This is a genomic window from Lysinibacillus sp. DFXJR4 (assembly GCF_057196045.1).
On the sequence record NZ_JBXUNW010000021.1, the window covers coordinates 1 to 25,380 of the forward strand.

20 protein-coding genes are annotated in these 25,380 nt (G+C 35.1%); 5 read left to right on the top strand and 15 right to left on the bottom strand.

Annotated features, from left to right (window positions below; all coding sequences use genetic code 11):
* Nucleotides 1-287: 287 nt before the first annotated feature.
* Nucleotides 288-965 carry a hypothetical protein gene (locus AC2CGN_RS23070; protein ID WP_429980317.1) on the top strand — a complete coding sequence of 226 codons (678 nt, stop codon included), beginning with the start codon at nucleotides 288-290 and terminating at the stop codon, nucleotides 963-965.
* Nucleotides 965-2,221 (top strand): efflux RND transporter periplasmic adaptor subunit, encoded by a 1,257-nt coding sequence (locus AC2CGN_RS23075; protein ID WP_484516477.1) that lies wholly within the window; start codon nucleotides 965-967, stop codon nucleotides 2,219-2,221. Before AC2CGN_RS23070 ends, AC2CGN_RS23075 begins: the two co-directional genes overlap by 1 nt.
* Before the next feature lie 685 nt (nucleotides 2,222-2,906).
* Here AC2CGN_RS23075 and AC2CGN_RS23080 read toward each other — a convergent pair.
* Both AC2CGN_RS23080 and AC2CGN_RS23085 read right to left on the bottom strand, forming a co-directional pair.
* Nucleotides 2,907-4,400: an S-layer homology domain-containing protein gene (locus AC2CGN_RS23080; RefSeq protein WP_484516479.1), complete on the bottom strand. Its 1,494-nt coding sequence runs from the start codon at nucleotides 4,398-4,400 to the stop codon at nucleotides 2,907-2,909.
* Nucleotides 4,401-4,577: 177 nt separating this feature from the next.
* Entirely contained in the window at nucleotides 4,578-7,712 is a 3,135-nt protein-coding gene (locus tag AC2CGN_RS23085; protein WP_484516481.1) for an S-layer homology domain-containing protein, read from the bottom strand.
* A 511-nt stretch (nucleotides 7,713-8,223) separates the two neighbouring features.
* Here AC2CGN_RS23085 and AC2CGN_RS23090 point away from each other — a divergent pair.
* Both AC2CGN_RS23090 and AC2CGN_RS23095 read left to right on the top strand, forming a co-directional pair.
* Complete coding sequence (locus AC2CGN_RS23090) at nucleotides 8,224-9,648, top strand: MBOAT family O-acyltransferase (protein ID WP_484516483.1); 1,425 nt, start codon at nucleotides 8,224-8,226, stop codon at nucleotides 9,646-9,648.
* 10 nt (nucleotides 9,649-9,658) lie between these two features.
* The gene (locus AC2CGN_RS23095) at nucleotides 9,659-10,840 is read left to right on the top strand and encodes a DHHW family protein (RefSeq protein WP_484516485.1); all 1,182 of its coding nucleotides are present in this window, start codon (nucleotides 9,659-9,661) and stop codon (nucleotides 10,838-10,840) included.
* A gap of 154 nt (nucleotides 10,841-10,994) precedes the next feature.
* Here the strand turns inward: AC2CGN_RS23095 and AC2CGN_RS23100 are convergent, their stop codons facing one another.
* A complete protein-coding gene (locus AC2CGN_RS23100) occupies nucleotides 10,995-12,002 on the bottom strand; it encodes an acyltransferase family protein (RefSeq protein WP_484516487.1) in 1,008 nt (335 codons plus the stop codon).
* A gap of 170 nt (nucleotides 12,003-12,172) precedes the next feature.
* Here AC2CGN_RS23100 and AC2CGN_RS23105 point away from each other — a divergent pair, with 170 nt between their 5' ends.
* A complete protein-coding gene (locus AC2CGN_RS23105; protein WP_054770203.1) occupies nucleotides 12,173-12,400 on the top strand; it encodes a hypothetical protein in 228 nt (75 codons plus the stop codon).
* A 56-nt stretch (nucleotides 12,401-12,456) separates the two neighbouring features.
* Here the strand turns inward: AC2CGN_RS23105 and AC2CGN_RS23110 are convergent, their stop codons facing one another.
* The 12 genes from AC2CGN_RS23110 to AC2CGN_RS23165 all read right to left on the bottom strand — a co-directional run bounded on the left by AC2CGN_RS23110 (nucleotide 12,457) and on the right by AC2CGN_RS23165 (nucleotide 25,278).
* Nucleotides 12,457-14,157, bottom strand: coding sequence for a phospho-sugar mutase (locus tag AC2CGN_RS23110; RefSeq protein WP_484516489.1), 1,701 nt, complete (start codon nucleotides 14,155-14,157; stop codon nucleotides 12,457-12,459).
* The gene (locus AC2CGN_RS23115) at nucleotides 14,154-15,443 is read right to left on the bottom strand and encodes a glucose-6-phosphate isomerase (protein WP_484516491.1); all 1,290 of its coding nucleotides are present in this window, start codon (nucleotides 15,441-15,443) and stop codon (nucleotides 14,154-14,156) included. Before AC2CGN_RS23115 ends, AC2CGN_RS23110 begins: the two co-directional genes overlap by 4 nt.
* 89 nt (nucleotides 15,444-15,532) lie before the next feature.
* A complete protein-coding gene (gene galU / locus AC2CGN_RS23120) occupies nucleotides 15,533-16,408 on the bottom strand; it encodes a UTP--glucose-1-phosphate uridylyltransferase GalU (RefSeq protein WP_484516493.1) in 876 nt (291 codons plus the stop codon).
* A 12-nt stretch (nucleotides 16,409-16,420) separates the two neighbouring features.
* Nucleotides 16,421-17,341 (bottom strand): glycosyltransferase family 2 protein, encoded by a 921-nt coding sequence (locus AC2CGN_RS23125; RefSeq protein WP_484516495.1) that lies wholly within the window; start codon nucleotides 17,339-17,341, stop codon nucleotides 16,421-16,423.
* A gap of 46 nt (nucleotides 17,342-17,387) precedes the next feature.
* Nucleotides 17,388-17,951, bottom strand: coding sequence for a sugar transferase (locus tag AC2CGN_RS23130; RefSeq protein ID WP_484516497.1), 564 nt, complete (start codon nucleotides 17,949-17,951; stop codon nucleotides 17,388-17,390).
* Nucleotides 17,952-17,953: 2 nt separating this feature from the next.
* A complete protein-coding gene (locus AC2CGN_RS23135) occupies nucleotides 17,954-18,832 on the bottom strand; it encodes an NAD-dependent epimerase/dehydratase family protein (protein ID WP_484516499.1) in 879 nt (292 codons plus the stop codon).
* 2 nt (nucleotides 18,833-18,834) lie between these two features.
* Complete coding sequence (locus tag AC2CGN_RS23140) at nucleotides 18,835-19,971, bottom strand: glycosyltransferase family 4 protein (protein ID WP_484516501.1); 1,137 nt, start codon at nucleotides 19,969-19,971, stop codon at nucleotides 18,835-18,837.
* On the bottom strand, nucleotides 19,956-20,966 hold the full coding sequence (galE, locus tag AC2CGN_RS23145) for a UDP-glucose 4-epimerase GalE (RefSeq protein ID WP_484516503.1): 1,011 nt from the start codon (nucleotides 20,964-20,966) through the stop codon (nucleotides 19,956-19,958). The genes AC2CGN_RS23140 and galE overlap by 16 nt, the downstream gene beginning before the upstream one ends.
* 51 nt (nucleotides 20,967-21,017) lie before the next feature.
* Nucleotides 21,018-22,091, bottom strand: a complete 1,074-nt coding sequence (locus AC2CGN_RS23150) for a glycosyltransferase (RefSeq protein WP_484516505.1) — start codon at nucleotides 22,089-22,091, stop codon at nucleotides 21,018-21,020.
* A gap of 11 nt (nucleotides 22,092-22,102) precedes the next feature.
* Complete coding sequence (locus AC2CGN_RS23155) at nucleotides 22,103-22,978, bottom strand: glycosyltransferase family 2 protein (protein ID WP_484516507.1); 876 nt, start codon at nucleotides 22,976-22,978, stop codon at nucleotides 22,103-22,105.
* Nucleotides 22,979-22,995: 17 nt separating this feature from the next.
* Nucleotides 22,996-24,111, bottom strand: a complete 1,116-nt coding sequence (locus tag AC2CGN_RS23160) for an O-antigen ligase family protein (RefSeq protein ID WP_484516509.1) — start codon at nucleotides 24,109-24,111, stop codon at nucleotides 22,996-22,998.
* A gap of 345 nt (nucleotides 24,112-24,456) precedes the next feature.
* Complete coding sequence (locus AC2CGN_RS23165) at nucleotides 24,457-25,278, bottom strand: SP_1767 family glycosyltransferase (protein ID WP_484516511.1); 822 nt, start codon at nucleotides 25,276-25,278, stop codon at nucleotides 24,457-24,459.
* Between the last annotated feature and the right edge of the window lie 102 nt (nucleotides 25,279-25,380).

The window sequence follows — 25,380 nt, forward strand, 5'->3', positions numbered from 1 at the left end:
CCTGGAACGGAAATCACCTTCATTTTGACTAAATATTCACAAAGAGTCCCTTGACCATTTAGTTTTTCAACACTATGGAATTATGTGCATTGATCCTGCACATAATTTGGCAACCCAGTGAATTTACTAGAAAAAAAGCTTTTGATGATACATCTTATAAATTTGATTAGAAATGTCTCTTAATCGAGAAAATTCCATGGAAAATAAGCATTTATCCTATGTTATTTACCAGTAATCAGGTGTATACTACATCTCTACTATTTAATTTACTAGAAAGGGAGCTCTATATGTTTTATCACTATAAGTTTTGGCATAGCTTAACGCATCCCAATTACTTTACCCAAGCCGTTGAAGAAGGAGAAATAAGAGGCTATAAAAAACGATCCTTCACTGTTTTTATACTCTTCATGCTACTATTCATCGTTCGTGAATTTTGGGGCATGGGAACTGAAAGCTTAACAACATTATTTGCAATGAATCATCAGGATGAATACTATACTGCTCGTTTACTTTCAATGGTAGGCGCTATTGCCTGGGGAATCATTTATTATGCCTTTCATTACTATGGCGTTACATATTTGTTGCATCTGTTAACTGACATACCATATAAATGGATACAAAAAGTACAACTTTATGTCATGGTATTGTTATTAATTGAAAAAACAATATTATTTACTGTGTTCTATTTAGTAGGCTATACAACAACCTTCTCCTTCCTATCACTTGCACCTCTTGTTCAGCAAGTCTTAGAGACAGATGTAGTATTATTTGTTATTAATCAATTAACTATAGCAACTCTATTCACTATAATTGTGCAATATACCTTTCTTTCTAAATGGGAAGAAGAATCAGATCGTAAGGTTTTGCTAGCAAAAATAATTATTCTTCATGTGCTAATGGCTGTTTTTGTAGGAATGATTAGTGTATTGCCTTTACAAGAATGGATTACAAGGGGGTTAGGATGATGCGCTTTTTTAAATCCAGACCTTGGACTAGTTTAAGTATGATTGTGCTAGCGACACTAATCGGCGTGAATGCTTATTTTGTATTTAAAGATGACAGTAAGGTTGCTCGTTCCTATTTTATCGATGAATTCCAAAGAGCTACCGTTGGTGATCGTGTAGAAACAATCAAAAAGGATGCAATAGTTGCTCCAGCACAAACATATACCATCTCTGCCGATGCAAAAAGCCTTTCTGCGATCGATGTAACACGTGGCCAGGAAGTTCGCAGCAGCGATGTATTAGCTACCTATAAAACGGAAGAAGTTGACGATGAATTAACAAAGCTTGAAGCTGAGCGTGATGCTTATGAAACGGAATTAAATGATCTAGAATCCGCTTTAGCACAGATAGAATCGGAATATGGTGGGCAAAGCAATCCTAAAAGCTCTATCGATACAGATCAAATTAGTGATAAGCTAAATGTCACGGTTAAATTAGAATTAGGCCAGCAAAATTCGCCTTCATCTGCAGTGGCGATATTAAATCGTCATATTGCAGAGGCAACTAGACAAGTAGCATTAATGGATGCTCAAATAGCCCAAATTCAGGCACGTCAAGGTGTTATCAGTCCAGTTGACGGCGTTATTTCAAACATAATAGAAGAAGCTGGTGCAGTAACATTTGAAATTTATTCATTAGAAAAATCCATGCTTGCCTATTTATCTGAGGATGAATGGCAGAAGGTAAATGATGGACAAACTGTTAATTTTGACTTGCAACATTATGAGGATGATTTATCTGGCATTGTGCTTCAAAAACAACTTATAGCGACTAATAATGAATCGCATTGGGCGAATGAATTAACTAAATCAGTAAAGCTGCCACAGCCTTCAAGCTATGAGGTCATATTGCAGCAGGACAATGTTTTAGACAACATTCCATTCTCTACAGTTGGTCAGGCCTCCATAATTGTGAATGAAGCCTTTGATGCCTTTAAAATTGATTCTACTTGGGTAAAGTCCACAAAGAAGGGCCAACAGAGTGTTTATATGATTGGTGAAGACGGTAAGATTCGTCTTGAGGATATAGATGTTGCCTTCAAAACGGCAGATGCTACAATTTTTACAGGCTATATGGAAGCTGGGACACCGATGATTGATAATGAAAAACGTAATATCTTAGCCCGTACCTTCCGTTCTATGCCAGTAAAAAGAATTGAATGGCAACAGTTTAAAGAAATAGGATGGAAAGACTATGTAAAATATATTGTCTTTTAACATATCAAAAACCTCCCTGTAAGCTAGGGAGGTTTTTTAGTGTTGAAAATCAAAATGGAAATTTCGTGAATACTAAGTCAAAATGAAGGTGATTTCCGTTCCAGGCTACTCGCTTTGTTGCTGACGCTTCGCTTTCGCACAGAGCCAAGCTTCCAGTGGGCGAGCGACGAGCCGCTTCCTGCGCTGACGCTCCGTGCAGGGTCTCGTCTGTCTCGCTAATCCCACGGGAGTCGAGTAGCCTTCCACTCCAATCAGCAATAGTTAAAACTTTAAATATTTTCTTGTCTCAAAAGTAAAGTAAAGGCATGTTACCCATCATCATTAAATGGATAGAATAGGGGTAAAATTCTTTAGCTGCCAACCTATTTTATGCATAAAACTACTTCGTAACTTTACATAAAATGCTAATCTGCTTTTGCATAGAAAAATGTTACCAAGGCACTATACTTATTCAATAATAAATAATGAAATGGCTAAGTCATCAATTTATCACTACAAAAATGCCGAAAGTAGATACTTTGAGTAGTGGTTGGTTGAAGTGTAGACTGAGTGGCTCATCGGACGCCCCCAGGAAAGCACTCAGTCGGTACGGAGACAAACCTCACCTTTTGAAAAAGGGCTATACTTTTTTTATTTGACACCTTGATTTCATTGACATAGTAGGATTTCAACAACGTGGTACCTTTTAATAAAAGGGTGTATTCTTCATTTGTTCTTCTGTTGCAAACTCATAATACATCGTTGTGACTCCACTTACTTCATAGATCATGCCATGAACATAAAGCTTCTCACCTTTTGTACCAGTTAGACGAATAGAGAAGAGCGAATCCTCTTTAGCTACTCCCTTTATCGTAACACCCCCTGGTGAAAGCTCCGCATCGATGATTTGATGATCATATCTTGCTCCTGTATATTGCTCTACTTTAATATCCTTTACTGTGAAGCCAATATCACTCATTGAAATAAATGCACTGTTTATTTCAACTGCGGACGTTGTATATATATCATAGCCGCTCGATTCGGCATGAATGCCAACTCGTACGGATTGGCCTTTATCGTCTGATAATGTTGCAATATAATCACCTGCTTGCAACAGCTTTAGCTCATAGCTTCCACCTTTCGGAATCATTTCTTCTTCCCAGCCCTCAAAATTCACTGGCTGATAGCTGTATACTTTTTCACTTACAGCATGTCCTCCAGCCGTCGTTAGCTGAATGTTTTTTGGATCAAAGCCTAAATCCTCCTCCAACAGCATTGCTATGCCTGGAGTCACCTCATCGGATTGCTGGCAATTCATCTGAAGCTTACCATCTACTTTGCTAACAGTAACTTTATATTTCATCATCTCTATCATTTCAAAATTTTCTTCATTATCGATATTGTAGCCCATTAGCATAAAATAGCCTGATCCTTCTCGTAATGCCTCAATTTTCACTTCATTATTAGTTTGATACATACGGAAAGATTCATGCTCACCATCTATCGACTGATTGTCTGTTGCATATGCCTCAATAAAATTAGAATCAAGATCTTTTGCCGTAAACGTTTGGGTCACTCGTTTAGCCTGCATCGCCTCCATACGCTGAATAAATACTGCAAGCTGTGAACGTTTTACAGTCTCCTTTAATCCAAACTTTGTTGGCGTAATCCCCTTCGTTATCTGATTTTCAAACAATGGCGCTATCGCATAATAAGCTTCGGAATATTTCACAATATCAGTAAAGGGTAAATTATCCACGTCAGTGCTTTCTAACTGGTAAGCAGCCGTTAACATTTGTGCTAATTGTTCACGTGTAATAGCTTGATTGACACCAAAGCTACCATCAGCCAAGCCTAGTAACGCCCCTTTATTTGCCAAGGCTGCAATAGCTCCATAATAGTCGTCACTCGGCTTAACATCCGTAAATTTAGGGTCTTCTACATTCTTTGTATCTAAATGTAATACATTGGCCACAATTTTCGCAGCCTGTCCACGCGTAACATCAGCAAATGGTTTAAATGTACCATCCGCATATCCTTTTATAATCCCCTGCACCGCCAAGTCCTTTATAGCAGCCCCATATTCCTGTGTATAATCAACATCCGTAAATTTTTCTGCTGCCTGTGCAGTCGGTACCACAATAGCACTTGTTGTTAGAGCAGCAATTAATGCGCCCTGAAATAAAGTATGCTTCTTCACCAGTTCAACTCCTCAACACGTTTTATCTATTTTACTATGATAATACGTGTAAGAGAAACCAAAAGTTTCATAATATACCAACACAACACTGATAGCCCAGCTTTTCTAGTATTTTAACCAGAAAAAAACAGTGGAGTGTTCGATTTACTCGAATCTCCACTGTTTAGAAAAACTATCTTATTTATTGAAGTCCTGTTTTGCTGTCACTTTTACAGGTGTTGCACTTTGACCACCAATGTTCACACGAGCATTGAATACGTCGTTTGCTTTACCTGTAGCGGCTGCAGTATCAGTACCGTTATTGCTGAATACTACTTCACCAGAAACTTTAGATAAAGTTAAAGTTGTAGCAGCAGTTGCAACACCGTTGAATGTTGCTTTACCTTTGTTAGCACCATTCTCATCAACTTGTGCCATTACACCGTATTGGTCAGTAACAACTACGTCCGCTAAACCGAAGAATGCATCTAAATTGAATGTTGTATCTACATTGTAAGAGTGAGTTGTTACAAGGTTCACAGATTCACCTGCAATAAAGTTAGCAGCTTTGTTGTTTTCTACAACAGCTACTTTTTCAACTTTAGGTGCAACGTTAGAGAAAGTTACATCTTTAACGATTTCTTCACCTGTAGCATTGATTGTAATTGTTACTTTTGCAGTTGCTGTTTTTGCATCTTTATCAAACACTACATTCGCAGCGTCAGTAGTCGTAATATTACCATCAGCTACACTTGTAAGAACTGCTGATTTTACAGTGTAATCAGAGCCAGCTGAAAGTGTAACTTCTCCACCATTTGCTGTTATAGCTTTTACTACGATATCTTTACCATAACCAGCTGGGATAGCACCATCAGTTACATAGATAGGTTTGATATCTTCTACTTTATAAGAAGTGAATGAGCTATCTTTTACTACTGAGAATTGTTTTGAGTAAGAGCTTGCTTCGTTAGCAGTGTTGTCTGCAATTTTTACAAGCTTAAATGTAACGTTTGCAGTCGTTTTCGTAGCGCCTGCTTTGTATTCTACTGTAATTTTGTTGTTAGCAGCATTTTTAATTTCACCAGTTACAGTAAATGGTGCATCCGCATCTGTAAATGCTTTAATTGTGTAGTCTGCAGTTGCAAGTTTTGCAAGAAGTTCGTCTGTAGAAATTACTTGACCAAATTGATCCTCCACTACGATGTCTTTTGCTGAGATGTCAACTTTAGCACCTGTAAGTTCTCGGATAGATGTGCTTACTTTGCTATCTAAGCCAGTAATTACTTTAGGTGCAGTTGCAGCTTTAGGAATAACTGTTTGTGTAGCCACTTTACCAGTTGAAGAAGTAACAACAACTGTTACAGGTGTGTTTTCTACTACGCCAGCGCCTGCTACTTTTGCATAAAGCTCACCGTCTTTTTCAAATAAAGTACCGCCAGTAATTGTGATACCTTTAGTGCCGTTTAATGCAGTAGCTTCTTTAATAGCATTGCCTTGTTTATCTAATACAGATAATGGGAATAAAATATCTGCTCCAGCAGTGACAACTTTTGTTGGCGCTCCTAATGTAACTGAATCAGCACGTACACCCTCAGCTACCTTCACTGCAGTTTGACCGTTTTTACCAGTTGCTTTAGCAATCACGATTACGTTTGTGTCACCTGCTGCTACGATGTTTGTAACAGGTAATACGATTACATCTTTTCCGTCGATAGTTTGTTTTTCAAACGCACCGAATGTTGCAACAGCTTGGTTTGTGTTTGTTACAAGAACCTCAGAATTTGCTCCATTTAAACGGTTAAGATCAGTAATTTCTTTACCATATTGATCCTTTACAGTAACAGGAAGATAGAATTTATCTTTTGCTAAATTAACATCTTCACTGAATGCTTTGCCATCTTTATTATAAAGAGCGCCAATAGTAATATCAGATGCTACAGTTTTAGCAGAAACTGTTACAGTTTTAGTAGTTGTTGTTGCAGTTTGACCGTGGATAGCAGTCACAACTACTTTATCGCCTTCTTTAAGTCCAGCAGCTTTTGTAATTGTGATAGAGCCATCTGCATTTGCAACAGCTGAATCAGCGCCTGCAGCAGTTAATGTTAAAGCAGAAGCATTAAGCTTTGTAATATCTTCACCATATTGGTTTTTTACTTGGAAGCCAACTGTAGCTGTTGTGTTGCTTGTAGATGGTGCTACTTCACCAAGAATTTCAATACCAGCAACTTTTTCATCTTCCGTTTTCACAGTGCCAGTTACTGCTTGATCAGCAACGCCAGATACGCTAACTGTGAATTCGCCTTTTGTAATTTTGCTAGTTAATTCAATTGTTGCAACAGTTTTGTCTTCGTTCCATGTAATAGAAGTAAAGTTAGATTTGAAGCCATCTTTTTTAAGCTCAAATTTAGCTTTTTCTGTTTCAACTGGTTTGTTGAATGTTACTGCTAATGTTTTTGCATTGACTGCATCAACAGTTTTTACTTTTAACTCAGTTACATATGTAACTACAGCTGAATAAGTTTTACCATCAATTACAAACTCTACATTTGTTTCTTTATTTTCTGGAAGTGGAGTTGGTAATGTTACTGTATGTTTTTTGTCATCAGAAAGTGTAACTTCTAATGTAGTTGCATCGACAACTTTAGCTTCTTTAACAGTTAAAGGTGCTTCTTCACCGATGTTAGAAATTGTACGGTGTAAGAATGATGCAAATTGACCGCGTGTTAATGTGTTTTTAGGATTGAACGCTTTCACGTTTGTAAGTCCAGCATATTCTAACGCGATGATTGCTTCACGATTTTCTGTAGCTGTAGCTTTGTCTAAATCAGTGATTGTTGATTTGAAGTCAGATTCTTTATAATCTGCCACTAGATCTACGTTATAAACCGTTTTGATAGCACGTACTAAAACAACTGCCATTTGCTCACGGTTCATGTTATTTGTGTGCATTAATTGGTTATTTGAGCCTTTGAATACGCCAGCATCTTTTACAAGAGCTGCATATTGTAATAACTCTTTGTCTGGAGCTGTTGTTGGTAGGTCAGTGAAGCGTGCTTCTGTAGCATAATCTGTAGGAATCTCATAGTTTTCAGATACTAACCATTTCCCTAAGAATTTTGTTACGTTCCCACGAGTAACAACTGCATTTGGCTTGAATGTTCCATCTGGATAACCAGCTACAATTTTAGCATCTGCTAAAGCTAAGATAGCCTCCTTGTGGTCACTTGATTCAATATCAGAAAAGCTTGCTGCGCTTGCTACTGGTACGATTGCTGATGCTACTAGGGCTGCTGATGCTGCGCCGACAACCCACTTACTATATTTTTGTTTCATATGCAATAACCTCCTAGATAAATTAGCCACTTTTGGTGACTACGAATCTATTATAAGATTACAAGATAATAAATTTCAAAGGGCAAGATTTGGAATGAAATATGTGGTAACGTTAGATTTATAGAGGGTTTATAACCATATTTTACTTAAATAGATGGGGAGCATCCATCCTTAAAATTAACATACAAACCTTACTGCCATGCGAAAAATATACCATATTGCCCATGTCATTTTTACCAACTAAATTTCGACAAAAATCGACTTTTACCCATTATTTAGTAAAAATCCACTGGTGAACAATTCGTGAATTTACGTTACAATAAGGTAGGTAATTTATTCATGCATTTCCTTGATTATATTAGAACTTTCTAGCAGTTTTGCAGATTATCACGATTATCAGTTATTTTGAATGTTTTAAACCGTTTATAGCAGTATAAGCAATGTATATGGCAATCTTCACAGTGACCATGTAGATGCATTTACAATAAATAAGAGATGGGGATTTGAAGGAATGGTTTTTAGTAGCCTTATATTTTTATATGTCTTTTTGCCATTAGTGCTCATTGTGTACTTCATCTCTCCAAAGATGTTACGCAACACGATTTTACTATTGGCTAGCCTATTCTTTTACGCATGGGGCGAACCGAAATATGTACTTTTAATGATGATTTCGATTTTACTTAACTATATTTTGGGCATAGTCATTGAAAATACGATTTCGCAGTCTAAACGAAAAGCCCTTCTTTGGTTAGTAATTTTCAGTAACTTAGCTATTCTAGGCTATTACAAATATGCCGGCTTTTTTGTAGATATCATAAACAACTATTTAGTGGAAGCAATTGAATGGCAGGCTGTACCTCTTCCAATTGGTATTTCATTCTACACGTTCCAGGCTCTTAGCTATGTAATTGATGTTTATCGAAAGGATGTTAAAGCCCAACGTAACTTTTTGGACTTATCACTCTTCATTACATTGTTTCCTCAGCTTGTGGCAGGACCGATTGTACGCTACCAAACAGTTGCAGAGCAAATTAAAAAACGACTCTCCACAGCGGAGGACTGGATGATTGGTACCCGTCGTTTTGTACAAGGGTTAGCTAAAAAAGTATTGATTGCCAATCCAATGGGCGAGGTTGCTGATCATGTTTTTAGTTTATCAGGCGGAGATTTAACAACAGGGACTGCGTGGATAGGAATTCTAGCGTACTCGCTTCAAATTTATTTTGACTTCTCAGGCTATAGTGATATGGCCATCGGGTTAGCGAGGATATTTGGCTTTAAATTTGAGGAGAACTTTAACTATCCATATATTGCACAATCAGTAACAGACTTCTGGCGTCGTTGGCATATATCACTCAGCAGCTGGTTTAGAGATTATGTTTACTTCCCACTTGGTGGCAGTCGTGTTAGCCATGAATGGAAGCTTTATCGAAATCTATTAATAGTTTGGACATTAACAGGCTTTTGGCACGGAGCCAGCTGGACGTTTATGGCATGGGGCTTTTATTATGGACTATTAATTTGCCTTGAAAAATGGGTGCTTTTAAAATGGCTAGAACGTATACCTCGTTTCCTACGCCATATTTATATACTTATTATTGTGATGATCGGCTGGGTATTCTTTAGAGCGAATGACTTTGCATATGCTTTTAGCTTTATCAAAACGATGTTTGGACTATCCGATGCAGCACTTTATAATTATGAAACGATATTACTAACAAAGGATTATGCAGTTTATTTTGTCATTGCCATTATTTTCGCAATGCCAATCTATCGACTATATCAAACTTGGAGTGAAGAAAGAGCTACTAGTTCTCTAACATTTGACTGGAGCCTACGTCTTGGACAAACAATTTACTATGGTGCACTGTTACTCTTTATTACAATGTTTTTAGTCAACGCAACACATAATCCATTTATATACTTTAGATTCTAGGTGGGACAGCATGCGAAAAATTCAAATGTATCTATTACCAATAACCTTTTTTTGCATCATTTTCGGTGGTCTTGTCATACATGCTATGACTGTGGATCGTAAACAGTCAGAAATGGAAAATCGTCCATTAGAAACTGCCAATCTATCACCTAGCTCACAGGAAATCTTCTCTGGCGCATGGTCAAAACAGGTAGAATCCTATATTTCTGATCAATTTCCTGCCCGTGATACATGGATGCGCAATTATGTGCACTTCCAGCGAGTAATTGGCAAAACCTATTTAAACGATAAGTACGCAGTAGACGATACTAGTGGCTGGATTATTTCAAAGCCAGCCCCAGCAAAATCTGATGAGGAACTTGCTGCCTTTGCCCATGATTTGCGAAAGCTCAGTGAGGGATTAGCTGAAAAAGAAATTCCGTTTACGTTTTACTCACTGCCAGCGAAGGCAACTTACTCACGGGAGCCGAGTCCTAGCTATATGCCAGAGGATGCTGGAATAGCCAATAATGAGCGCTTACATAAGCTTGTTACGGCTGCTGGCGTCGACAATATCCGTCTCTATGATGAAATGAAGACTGACTTCTCTGCAGAACAGTACTTCTTTAAAACAGATCATCACTGGACTATGCACGGTGCATACACAGGCTACGAGGCACTAATAAAAACAATGAGCGAGCGACTTGGTGAAGCTATTCAGCCCATTCCCTACAAGGAAGACAACGTCTATTGCTTATCCAATAAGTTTGCTGGCTCCTGGAATAAAATCTTATACATGACCGTCGATAACCACGATCAAATTTGCTACAACGAATCACCTTCGTTTGCAACACAATTCACAATCTATGACGGTACAATCGAGGGAGGCGTAACGGCCCCATATCAAGCTGTATATGGTCGCGCAAAAAAAATGAGCCCTGACACAGTCGTAAATTACGCAGATGCCTATAGCAGAGACTTTGCAGAGCTGACAATAGTTAATGAAGACTATGACAGTGATAAACATATTGTTGTCATCAAAGATTCCTATTTTAATGCTATTCAATTTCATGTAGCTAGCCATTTTAAAAAGCTAACCATTTTGGATTTACGATACTTGGAGAAGGATATTATTCCATATTTACAAAATCTACATCCAGATTATGTCGTGCTAGCATACAATGATCGAAATTTAAAATTAATGCCAGAATGATTTACTTTGTAAACTAGTGGTGGTATTTTTACTTTTACCAGCGATTGTGTTGAGGTTACCGGCGATATTAAAACTTCTAGCGGCGATCTCGGTGAAGCTACTGGCGATGATACAAAAAAGCAGTGATTTCTACTTTAAAAGAAATCACTGCTTTTTACTGTGTAGCACGTCTTTTTATTTTCCCCACAATAAATTGACTAAATGGCAGTAATGAAATGATTTTGGTCAACAGTAAACAAACAACTAACGTCCATAGCAACAACAATGGTACACGGACTAGCGTACTATCGAAATGCTCTACAAACCAGCCAGTTGATATACGCAAAACCTCCCAATGCATGAGATAAATCATAAACGCATATTGACTAAGTACTTTAACAATTTTTATATACGGTAAAGACTGCCCCCAGGCAATCACAAATAGCACCATACTAATCACAAATGGTATTAAATCGAGACGCCTTGAATGCACCTCTACGTAACCCAGAAGTAAACGAATATACAAAAAGACAGCAGCCAGCACAACTAATACAATCGTCGCATATCGATATTTTCGAGCTAATGCTGCAATCTGTGCATAATAGATACCCATTGCATAGGCAACAGCAAAATAACCAAGCCAGCCCGTAAAGAAAAATCGTAGCCAAATACTATTTTCTTGAAAAATAGGATAGGGCAATAAAATCACAGTATGATGAATAAGCGTAACCAACACACTTAATGGTAAAAACCATGCTATAGACCATTTAAAACGTGTTAGCAGCGTAAAAATCACATATAGCTGCATAATAACCACAACAAACCAGCCAACAAACTCTCCATAAACAATATTATCAAAATACTTTTCCCATAATAAACCCTTTTGATAAATGGTCTCAACAACTAATGCATCGACAAAAGCCCATACTAAATAGGGAATAAAAATATATTGAATCCTACTTGACCAAAAATTTCTCGGTATATTCTCATGATAACGATTAGCCAATATTAAAATAGACAATACAATAAACGTCGGTGTCGCATAGCACAACGCAATCCTTAAAAAAAGATAGATCGTCTGCTCTGGCTCTACCCCAACCTCCATAATAACCCATGAAGATGTGTGTAATAGTAAAATAGACAGACACGCCACCACACGTAGGTAATCCCACTCTTTAATCACTACAACATTCTCCTAGTTCTTTTATCTCTCTTTTAAGCATGTCATATTTTGTCGATGATTGCAATGGTGATACTTGTAAGCTTGTTTTCTATGCTATAATTAGAGAGATTACTTTTATAGAGAGAGATTAAAAAAATAGATAGATTTAAAATAGAAGAGAGGTGATAGGAATGGAGGAAGTTTTAAGCGAACTAAAAAAAATCAATCAACGTCTTGAGTCTGTGGAGAATCGTCTTGAAATAATAGAAATTGAACAGCAGCAAATTAAACAAGCTGTTTTAGAAACAAATGAAAAAGTGAATAAACTTGAGGCCATTCAAGAAAGCCAGCATCGCATTATCGAACTATTATCAGTGCGGTCTATTCAACAGGAAGCTGAATTAAAACGTCTTCAATAAAATGCACGCCCACTTTTTTAGATTAAAAAGAAGTGGGCGTTTTTTATAGGACTTCTTTAAACCTCAAATGCAACCTGAAGTCGCTTTAATTTATCTTTTGCCTCATCTGCTGTTTGTCCAACAACACCAAAATAAAATTTACATTTTGGCTCTGTACCTGATGGACGAATAGCCACCCAAGAGTTATCGTCTAAAACATACTTCAGCACATTTTCTTTCGGTAATGTAATGTTCTCAGTAGTGCCATCTGCTAAAGTCGAAATACCTGTTAAATAATCCTCATACCGTTTAACCGCTATCCCACCTATAGATGCTGGTGCGTTCTGGCGAAGGTTATTTAAGATAGCTTTCATCTCTTCCTGACCATTTTTGCCTTCAAATACTTGGGATACCAGTGCCTCCTGATAGGTACCAAATTGCTCATATAAGCTTTGCAGACCATCTAATAAAGTTTGCCCTTTCTTGGCATAAAAAGCAGCCATTTCTGCAACCTTCAGTGCAACCTGTACAGCATCCTTATCACGTACAAAAGTTTCTATTAAATAGCCATAGCTTTCTTCATAGCCAAATACATACGAATAATCTCCAGATTGCTCATATTCTGCAATCTTCTCAGCAATATATTTAAAGCCTGTTAACGTGTTTACTGTCGTTACGCCAAATTTTTCGGCAATCTGAGTGCCTAATTCCGATGTCACTATTGTTTTTAGCATAACGCCATTGCTTGGTAGCACTCCAAGTTGTTGCTTAGTAGACAATAAATAATGAAGCAATAATGCACCAAGCTGATTGCCTGTCAACAGCTCATAACTATCTCCATTTTTAACAGCCACACCTAAACGGTCCGCATCTGGATCAGTTGCCAGCAAAAGATCCGCTCCAACCTGTGTACCAAGCTTCATAGCTAACTCAAAAGCTTTCGATTCCTCTGGGTTAGGATAAGAAACTGTTGGAAAATCTCCATCCTGCACAGCTTGCTGCTCTACAATATGAACCTGTTGAAAACCAAATGCCCGCAACCCTTCACTAACGGGCACCAAGCCAGCACCGTGCAAAGGTGTATAAACGAGTTTCATATCTAACGCAATATCTTGATTTTCCTTTAAGCTTAAAAGACTCGATAAGTATGCATCATCCATATCACCTCCAAGCCAAGTAACAAGCTCTTGCTGTTCTAAAAACGGGAGTTCCTTCACTTGAATAGAAAAAATATCCTCAATTCCGTTCATATAGCCGATAATAGCTTCAGCAAATTGGGGTGTTAACTGTGCACCATCCTCACCATAAACTTTAAACCCATTATATTGCTTCGGATTATGGCTGGCTGTAATGACCACACCTGCATAAGCATTTAATTTCCGAACCGTAAACGACAGCTGTGGTGTTGGTCTTGCTTCCTTATAAACATATGAACGAATACCATGTGCTCCTAGTACACTCGCAGTCTCGCAGGCAAATTCATATGAAAAATGGCGTGTATCAAAGGCAATAACAACACCACGCTGTTTAGCAGCTTCACCATTGGATTCAATATAACGAGCAAGCCCTTCAGCAACACGACGAATCGTATAAACATTTATACGATTCGTTCCAGCGCCTAAAACACCACGCATCCCACCAGTACCAAAGGACACATATTGATAAAAACGGTCTTCGACTGCTTGTTCATCACTTGCAATTAAGGCAAGCTCCTCAGCTAAATAGCTAGGAAGAGACTGCTCTAACCAGCCATTATATAATTCATGGACATTCTTCATTTACTTATCACCTTTTCTTCTTTCAGCAACTCTAGCATTTTACGTTTATAGGCCTCCACACCAGGCTGATCAAATGGATTAACCTCTAGTAAACAAGCACTCATTGCACAGGCCTTCATAAAGAAGTAAATCAAATACCCAAGATGATAAGCATCTAGCTTAGGTAATTCTAATTGAATAACAGGCACTTGCCCCTCTGCATGTGCAAGGGCCGTTCCTTGCTTAGAAATCGCATTAATTTCATTAAAAGTACGAGTCGACAAATAATTCAAGCCATCCTCATTGCGAGCATCGAATGGTACAGCTAAATCGCCCTCTATTTCATGGAAGTGAAGCAATGTCTCAAACATAACACGACTCCCCTCCTGAATAAACTGCCCAATAGCATGTAAATCAGTGGAGAAATTAACAGTAGAAGGATAAAGTCCCTTATGCTCCTTCCCTTCACTTTCACCAAAAAGCTGCTTCCACCATTCGTGGAATTTATTGAGTCCAGGCTCAAAGGAAGCAAGCAATTCAATGGTATAGCCCTGCTCATAAAGCATATGTCTCATTACAGCATATTTGTAGGCATCATTATGCGCCAAATCCTCTTCTGCTAACTCTGTTGCCGCATAACGTGCACCATCCATTAAAGCACGAATATCCACACCTGCCACCGCCACAGGTAATAAACCAACAGGTGTTAATACAGAATAACGCCCACCCACATCAGCAGGAATGACAAATTGACGATACCCAGCCTTATCAGCGATTCCCTTTAAGATGCCTTTTTCCGCATCCGTCGTGACAATAATCCGCTCCGTTACCTTCTCGCCATAACGCTCTTCCATATATAAACGCATTACACGAAAGGCCAACGCTGGCTCCATTGTACCGCCTGACTTCGAAATCACATTGACATATACTTGTTTTGTATCTAAATAAGCGAGAAGCTCTTTAATATATGCACCGCTCATATTCAAGCCAACATAGACAACCTCAATGCCACCCTTAGCCAGCCCAAAATAAGGCATCAGCGCCTCCTGAATTGCACGCGCACCTAAGAAGGAACCACCAACGCCTACAACAACCAGGACATCCGCACAAGCTCTTATTTCACTTGCCACACGTTCAATAGAGGTAAGTAGTCCCTCTTGATTTTGTAAGGGTGACTCGATCCAGCCGGTTAATGGATAATGCGGTAATGCGTTATGGATATTTTTTACTCGATCTTTATATTGAATAAGATCACTATCATCTAGCGAACAATTCAGCAATGTTGTTTTTACAATTTCTGCAAACACCATAGAATCCTCACTTCTTAAGGTAAATTTTGATATGTATATTATGACATATCACAAAAAGAAAACCAACTCAAGCTCGAGTTGGTTTGTTATTTCATTAGTTGTTGTGCCTTTCTCAAAATTATTTCTTTCACACCTTCATTTAGATCCTCACGTTCTAATGCAAAATCAATCGTGGTTTCGATAAAGCCTAATTGCTCACCTACATCATAACGTCGTCCCTCAAATTCATAGGCAAATACTCGTTGAATACCATTCAAAGATTCGATAGCATCAGTTAACTGTATTTCGCCACCTTTTCCTTTTTTCTTTTCATCTAGGAAATGGAAAATTTCAGGAGTTAACACATAACGCCCAATAATAGCATAATTTGAAGGTGCATCCTTTAAAGCTGGTTTCTCAACAAATTGCGTAACTTGCATTAGACGATCGTTTGTGTTAACAGGGTCAATTATTCCATAACGATGTACATCCTCATCTGTTACTTCTTGCACACCGATCACACTTGAAATTGTTTTTTCATATTGTTTCATTAATTGTTTTAAACAAGGTTCTTCACTTTTTACAACATCATCGCCAAGTAGCACTGCAAAAGGCTCATCTCCTATAAATTTCCGAGCACACCAAATAGCATGCCCTAAACCAAGTGGCTCTTTCTGACGAATATAATGAATTTCCACATTCGCAGACTCCTGTACCTTTTCAAGTATCTCTAGCTTCCCTTTTTCAATTAAGTTCGTTTCAAGCTCAAGTGCATTGTCAAAATGATCTTCAATTGCACGTTTGCTTCTACCTGTAACAATAATAATATCCTCAATTCCTGATGCAATCGCCTCTTCTACAATGTATTGAATTGTCGGTTTATCTACTATAGGAAGCATTTCTTTTGGCATTGCTTTTGTAGCTGGTAAGAAACGTGTACCAAGTCCTGCAGCTGGAATAATTGCTTTTCTGATTTTTTTCATAATATCACCTCATTATTCACTAATTTTACCCGAATAAAATTCGCTATACATTTTTTTCCACACACGACAAAATATAATTGGAATAAAAAAAGGAGAACGGAACATTATTATCAAATGCTTAATTATTTTTTTGAAGCTTTTTTCTTTAAAAGATACTAATATCATGTCCCAACGATATCCACCAAGATGATAACGATATAATCTATATGATTTAATTATACCAACCCTAGATTTTTGTTTGCTAAATATTTGTTTTAGAGCTTTAGCACGCTCTGGAGAATAACCTTTTGATAACGATCCCGAACGAAACATCATTTCAACTAATGGTTCAGAATAAAAACCCCATTTACAACCACTTTCTAATAGTCTAAGCCATAAATCATAATCTTCTGCCTCTCCTTTAAGTGATTCATCATATCCACCAATACTAACTAATTTTTCTCTATTAATAATCATTAATGCAAAAGCTGTAGCTTCCTTTAATAATCTCTCGTACTGTTGATTTAAAGGAGGTTCTCGATATTCGCTTGAAAATGCTGTTTCCTTCCTAATTCTGTCTCTATTTTCATCAACATGATAGAAATTGGTGATCATTATATCAAATTTATTACTTTCAAGAATTGGTATTGTTTTTTCTAAACGTGAATCCATCCATCTATCATCGGCATCTAATGTAGCAATATATTTTCCCTGTGCAGCAAATATCCCATTATTTCTTGCTTTAGAAACTCCCTGATTTTGTTGATAAATTATTTTTATATGATTCTTGTATTTTTCTAAGATTATATTAGTATTATCTGTAGAACCATCATCTACTACAATAATCTCTTTACTAGGATAAGTTTGATTCAAAGCACTTACAATTGCCTCTTCAATATAAGCTGCGCAATTGTACGTAGGTATAATAACACTTACTAATGGTAGATTGTCCATCATTCAATCTCCTTTAATAATTAGATCTACACAATATGTATTCTAATCATTTCATTTTCACACCTTCAGATTTTAACACACTGCCAAAAGTCATAAAGATAATTTTCACATCAAAAGCAATACTCATGTTTTCTACATAATACTTATCATACTTTACCTTTTCTCTATCGGAAATAAAATCGCGCCCCATTACTTGAGCGTAACCAGTTAATCCTGGTCTGACAGTATTAATTTTCATTTTGTCACGCATCGATATTAATTCAAACTGATTGTATAGAGCAGGTCTTGGTCCAACTATAGCCATATCGCCTTTTAGGATATTGAATAGCTGTGGTAGCTCATCTAAGCTAGTTTTACGTATAATTTTCCCAACTTTCGTAATATATACACTCGGATCTCCTAACGCTTCTGTGGATAAATTCGGGGTTTCAGTAAACATTGAACGAAATTTATAAATATTAAACAATTCGCCATTTAAACCTACCCGTTGTTGTTTAAAGAAAATTGGACCTTTGGAATCAACTTTAATCCAAACAGCCAAAATAATCATTGGAACTATAAGAATAACAATAGCCATTAAAGACAAAATAATATCTAAACTTCTCTTCATTGTTAAATAATACCTTTTTTTCTCAAAATTTCAATTTCCTCAGAAATCCCTTGTTCAAATGTACGGGGTTTAAAATTAAATACTTTGATCGCTTTCTCATGAGAATAAACCTTATTCTCTTGTAGTCTTTCAATTTGTTCTACAGTAATAAAGCTTTTTCTAAATATTGTTCGAGCTAATTTTGCTATAAATATTGCTAGAGGTATAGGTACTTTGACTAGAATAACAGACTTATTTAGTTTCCTAGAAATTATTTTTACAATTTGCTGGTATTCTAGAACTGATGCGCCTGTAATATTAAAATCATCATTTACAATATCTTTCTTTTTGTAAATTTCACATATTGCGTTTGCTAAATCTTCAACATGAATTGGTTGCATCAACGATTTCCCATCACCAAAAAGAGGGAAAATAGGTGATTTTTTTAAAAATTTAATAAGTTTATGCATATTATAGTCACGATCATTTCCATAAATCATTGACGGTCTAACTATTACATAGGATGTATTTCGAAAGTCAGTATCTATAACACTACGTTCAATCAGATTATATAAACTACTGTATTCTTGATATTTAGAAAAAACACCAGTTGTATGGATAAGTATATTCCGATTTACACCATATTTTTCTGATAGCTCCATTAAAGCATTGGAGAAACGAATATTAGCTACATGGACTATTTCCTTAAAATTGTATTTTTTATATAATGATTCTAAAAAAGCTAAATCCGTTAAATCTCCATATTCAACTTGAATATCAAATAGGTTTACATATTGATATGATCGAACTACACCAACAATTTTATTTTTAGGAACCAATTCGCATAGTTTTTTTAATACATTCGTCCCTGTATTACCTGATATTCCAGTAACTAATATCAATTTTACACCCCATCTTTTATTCTTTTATAAACTTTTTGGTACTCTGACATAACATTTTTTAATAAATAACTTTCAATATCCGATTTTGCTTGTTCACCAAAAATTTCTCTTTTTGAGGGGTTATTTACCAGCTCGGTAAATACTTTTGTTAATCTTTCGTTATCTCCTAAATTTACCACATATCCATTTTTTTTATCATGAATCAAATCTCTTAATCCCCTTGTATTACTTACAATACAAGGAAGTTCGTTTACCATAGCTTCCATAATACTTTTAGGTAATCCTTCCCTTTTTGAAAGAAGTGTTACTATATCTGAAACCTTTAAAATGTCATCTACATCACGACGATATCCCGTAAAAGTAATATCATCCAATAACTTGTCTTTAACATATCTGCGCAAAATATGTTCATGACTACCTTTTCCAATAATCAATAGTTTTGCATCAGGTACCTGCTTTTTTATAGCTGGCCAATTTTTCAATAAAAACATATGATTTTTATTATCATTTAGCTCAGCAATATATGAAATAACAACATGTTGTTTCTGAATATTAAATTCTCGCTCTAATTGTTCCTGAATTTCCATAGAGATACTTTGCTTCTTTACCTCAACCCCTACACCATGAATATATGAAACGTTTTCTTTTGGATAGCCTAACTTTTTTGAAATATTATAATCTTCTTGATTAATAGTTATTAAATGCGAAGTCCATGAAGCGGCAATTTTTTCTGCAGTATAATACAAAAGCCAGTTAATAAGAGGTGCACCTTTAAAGAAATGAAATCCATGAGCGGTGTATACTACTTTAATATCCATTAAATCTTTAGCTGCAAATCGAGTGATAAAAGAAGCAATAGGTGTATGTACATCTACATAATCAAATCTCTCCTCTTTTAGCAGTTTTTTCATTTGCATTATAGCTTTTAAATTATCCTTGCTTTTCAGGCTCCTCGAAAATGAGATATCAATACACCGTACATTTTCCTTTTCTAGCAACTTGCGATCATATAAACCTTCTCCAGAGGCTGCCCATACCTCATAACCTAAACTTTGAAAATATTTCATATGTGGTATATGAAAAGCTGTTAAATGTCTATAAACTGTTGCAACAAACAATATTTTCATGACTTCACGCACTTTCTATATAATTCCCATCTCCATGCATCTCTACACATATCACTTAAATTTTTGGTAGCCCGCCAACCAAGTTTTTCCTTTATTTTAGTAACATCTGCATAACTAACAACAATATCTCCTTTTCGCGGTTGAACAATATCATATGGTACTTTCACATCATTTACTTCTTCAAAAGTATGAATAAGGTCTAATACTGAATAGCCAACACCTGTACCTAGATTGAAAGCCTCACAACCTGAATGCAACTTTATAAATTCTAGAGCTTTTACATGCCCATCCGCTAAATCCATAATATGTATAAAATCACGTACACAGGTACCATCGACTGTATCGTAATCACCCCCAAACACTTTTAATCGTTCTGACTCACCACTAGCAGTCTTCAAAATATGGGGCATTAAATTATTTGGTGAATCATAGGGAATTTCCCCAAGTTTACCACTTACATGTGCACCAATTGGATTAAAATATCTCATAAATACAATTTTCCAACTTGTGTCTGCATTAGCTATATCCCTTAGAATTTCTTCAAGGATTAATTTTGTGCGACCATACGGGTTTGGAGCATCTAGTGAATAACTTTCAACTAAAGGAGGTTTTTGCAAGTCTCCATAAACTGTTGCCGAAGAACTAAAAACTAGTTGTTTTACATTAAATTCCTTCATCACTTCTATTAAATTTAGAGTACTAATCAAGTTATTTTGATAGTAAATTAGCGGATTATTTACAGATTCCACAACTGATTTTAAGCCAGCAAAATGTACTACTGCTGATATATCGTAATTTAAAAATATATCTCTAAGTTTAGAAAGACATAATAAATCAACCTCAACAAAAGGAACTCTTTTTTCGACAATAGATTCAATTCTATCTAGCACATGTATTGTAGAGTTTGATAAATTGTCTATTACTATACACTCTTCACCTTGTTCTATCAATTGAACAACTGTATGACTGCCTATGAAACCAAGTCCACCAGTAACTAATATTGTCACATTATCACCTTCTTTAAGATTACATTTTCTATTTAAAATAATTCAACGTAATTATTTATCTAATAAATTTTTATAAACACATAAATACTCTTTGACTGTGTTTTGAATTGTATATTTTGAAACATTCAATGCCTCTTTTTTTGTTTCAAGCTGTTTTACAATTTTTTCGGCAAGATCCTTTTCATTATATGGTTCAAATAATTGTCCACCAATTGTTTGAATTACGCTATTTAGCCCATCTACATTAGAAGCTATAACAGGTAAACCTGTAGCAGCAGCTTCTACAACTACCAAACCAAATCCTTCCCATTTAGAAGAGAGAACAAATACATCTGAAGCTTTCATTATAGAAGGAACATCCGATCTTCTACCTAAGAAAAGTATATTATCCCTACCGTATTTTTCTGTATATTGTTGTATTTCTTTCATACGCTCACCATCACCTACAAAAATAACTCGGTAATTTAAAGGCAAAAGTTTACTTGCACGAATTAAAGTTTCATGGTCTTTTTGTTCACGCATTGCGGCTACCATTAATACAATCTTTTCATTTTCTCCTATATTTGCAGATAGTTGTTTTCTTTCAATAGGAAGGGCATTAGCATATTGCATTATTTCAATCCCATTTTCAATAACTTGAATTCTTGAGCCTATATTAGGTAAAAACTTCTTCAGATTATCTTTTGTCTCTCCTGTGATAGCTATTATAATATCATATTGAAGATATAACCAATAATCTATCAAATAAAGCTTTTTACTGTCTCTACGTTTATTATGTGTGCTGTGTTCAGTAGTAATCAAAGGAATAGATTGTCTTGCCAACTTTAGAGCTATAGGCATAAATAATTGAGATGCAAACAAGTGTGTATGAATACAATCATAATTATTATTTCTAATTATCTTCTTTAAAAATAATATATTTTTAATTGAATATACTTTAGGAGTAGGACCATAGAAAACTGGGATGCCTAATTTCACTACTTCTTGGCCGAAGAAATTATTCGATTTAGTTAGCACAGCTAACTCGCAAGTAATGCCTTGAATTTGCATTTCACTTATTATATCAACCAACATTTTTTCAGCGCCTCCACTATCTAATGTTGTTATGACATGTAGTATTTTCATTAACTCCCTCCCTACTGTCTGTATCTATAAAAAAGCTTTATTATTATTTCTTTTGGAAGTATAAATAATGGTATAAAGAGAATCTGTTTTTTTGAATACTTTAAGGACGTTTTAAAATATTTCCATGAATTCCTGCGATTCCCTCCCAAAAGAGAATAAGTGATAGCTCCCCTATACCTCATAATTAAATAATCTATATCCCCAGTTTTAATAATATCTTTTTCAAAATTATTTATTATATCTTGCTGATATTCTGCAAAAAGACTAGCTTTATTAATTTGTCTATTTATATCAGTAAGTCTTTGGCTAGCATCTTCCATTAAAGTTACTATTGTTTTATTAACTATAGGATAACCATATTCAATTGCAATCCTATACCAAAGTAATAACTCTGCTCCAATCCTTGAATTAGGATACATATATCGTTCTTTTTTTAAAAATATGCGTTTATTTATTACTGGAGTTAGATCACCTTGGATTTGCCCATTGACCATATCTTTAAAAGTAAATATAGAAAAATTATTTTTTTTTGTATAAATGGCATTAGATCTCAAAAAATTGTATACGGGAAGGTCTTGTTCTTCGGTTTCTACTAAAAAGTTGTTTATACATTCAAAAGCATCATTCACAAAAACGTCGTCGTCATCCATAATTACAATATAATTATATTTAGCTTCTTTAATCCCAAGATTTCTAGCATGACCTGGACCTGTGTTAACTTGCTGATAAAAATATTTTACATTAGGGAAGTCTTTAATAATGTTATTTTTATAGTTTGGTACTGAATGATCATCAATGATAACAATTTCATATTCATCATAACTTTGTTTTATTATTGATTCTATACATCTACGTAATTCTTTTTCACGATTGTATGTTGTAATCACGATGCTTAGCGGTATCTTCATTTGTTATGTGTCATCCCTTTCTGAATGGAACCTTTGTAAAAATTATAAACATATGCTAAAGGTATAATGAATGTTATCCATTCCGAAAATTCTGTACTATAAGGATGAAATAGTCCATTTAATACAAAATAAATCAACATTATTATTGAACTGCATGCAATTGCTTTTTCATAATTATCATTAACTAATTTCAATTTCACCATTATTCTAGGCATTAAGACTAACCATCCAAAATAGATGGATATCATCCCTAACAGGCCTAAAAAACCAAAATCCCCCCACAACTGAAGATATGTATTATGAACCACCATATTACTACCATCTTCATGCATTCCAGTAGTTGTAAAAGCACCCGTGCCGATATAAGGGTTATCGTGGATTTTATTAATTGCCGATTTAAGCATTATATATCGGATCGAATCTATCGACTCCATTCCCTGAGCCAATGAGGTAGAATTTATCAGATTAGAAATACTATTCCCTAGTCTTGATTTTAATAAATATGGGACCATGATTATAAATAAGCCTAAAAAAAGTACAGTGATTACAAATGGAATCATGACAGATTTTATTTTATTTCTAAAGTTCACTACAGAATATAAAAGTAAAATTACAACCCCTGTGATAAATGTTAATAACATTCCAGTTCTAGATCCATCCATATACATAATAAATATACTTAAAAGTATTAAAAAAATTGAAATAAGTTTATGATTACCTTTTATCAAAAGTATTTTCATTATATTTAAGTATAAACCATATGTTCCGATTTTAACCAAAGAACCTGGATATGCAAGAAAAGTACCCCATCTTCCATCACTGGTCATTAGGTGTGCTACATTCGTAACGCCTATAAGCCCTAGTAGTAAGAATAAAGAATTTATTACTACAGCCATATTAATTACATTAAAAATTTTTGCCCATTCAATTTTGATATAATAAAGAAAGTGATATAATGTCAAAAAAATAAGAAAAAATTTAATAACCTGAATTAAAGTTTCTAAAGAAGCACCATTTATAAAGCTACTTATACAACCTACAAAGAAAACGATTAGCCCCCCTCCAAAAAATGGGCTAACTACAAAGCCTTTCTTGAAAAAATCACTTATCATGAAAGGAAATAACAACACTCCCCATGCTACCCAATGTATATATGGAAAAACGGTCACTTTTAAGTCGGCACACAAGACTAGGAAAATAAATATTAATAAAAATGCCTTTCTCATCGCAGTCCCTTTCTACCATTACTTTCTAGTAAAGCATGATAAATAAATTATTTTTTTATTGTTATAAGTCTACGATTAATTTTAATCAGAATTAATACTTTACTCCGATGAAATTTAACGTTTAATTGAATCATATAATAGAAAAAATGTCAATGTAATTTTGATTCTGTATCATCAAAACCCATCCCATTAATATCCTATTAATTCACTTAAATGTATACAAAGGAAATCTTATTGTATTTTCAATAAAATAGATTTTTCATATGATTCATTGATTACATTTAAGTCACTTTCATTATTCTTACCATTCACTTCATTAACATTTTTCCCCTCAATAGCTACTTTTTTGTTAGTATTTTTTTTAAACCACTCATATTCTATATCTATATGTCCTATATCTAAAGCTTGATAACCTACACAAGACAAATCATACGCCAAAATAGTTGCAGTTGGTCCTAATGCAATTAATATTAGGCAATCAACTTCTGCATTACTTGTTACAGAGTCATAAATATCATCATATTTTTCAAACGCATTTATAGAAGGGCATATTATCCTAGTAGTATTTTTGGTGTTATCTAGCAAATCATTCCCTACTCCAAAGAGAGTTTTATCGCCTTCAACAACTAAAACATTTCTATTTTCCCATAATTTTTTTAAGTCTTTAAATCTTCCTTCTGATTTACTCTTATCAATATAATCTATATATGGTCTAGTAATACTAGCATTACAATAAACCTTCTCTTTTGTCATTAGTTTTGATATCGATGAATATCTTTTCACAATAAATGGTGCCCAAAATAGCCGGGCATGTAAAGTATATTCTTTATCTTCTTTTAATATTTTAGGAATGCCAATTAGTATTTTTTCATTTTCTTTTTGCAATAGAATCTCTTCAAGTCTTTTACTAAGAATTGAAGAACTATTTTGAAAACCTATTCCTGATTTGTCTATTATTAATTTTAATTCACCATCTCCAAATCTAGCCATTGATAGTTTTTCATTAGTTATTTTACTAATAGTTACATCGTCTTCTAAAATTGATATTTTCATGTATTTATTTAAAATTTTCCTCTTTAAGTAAACGAAAAAAGAATACAATTCAAGTAACCTCTTCATTAAGTTCTCCTCGAAATAGATAAAATATTTTTATCA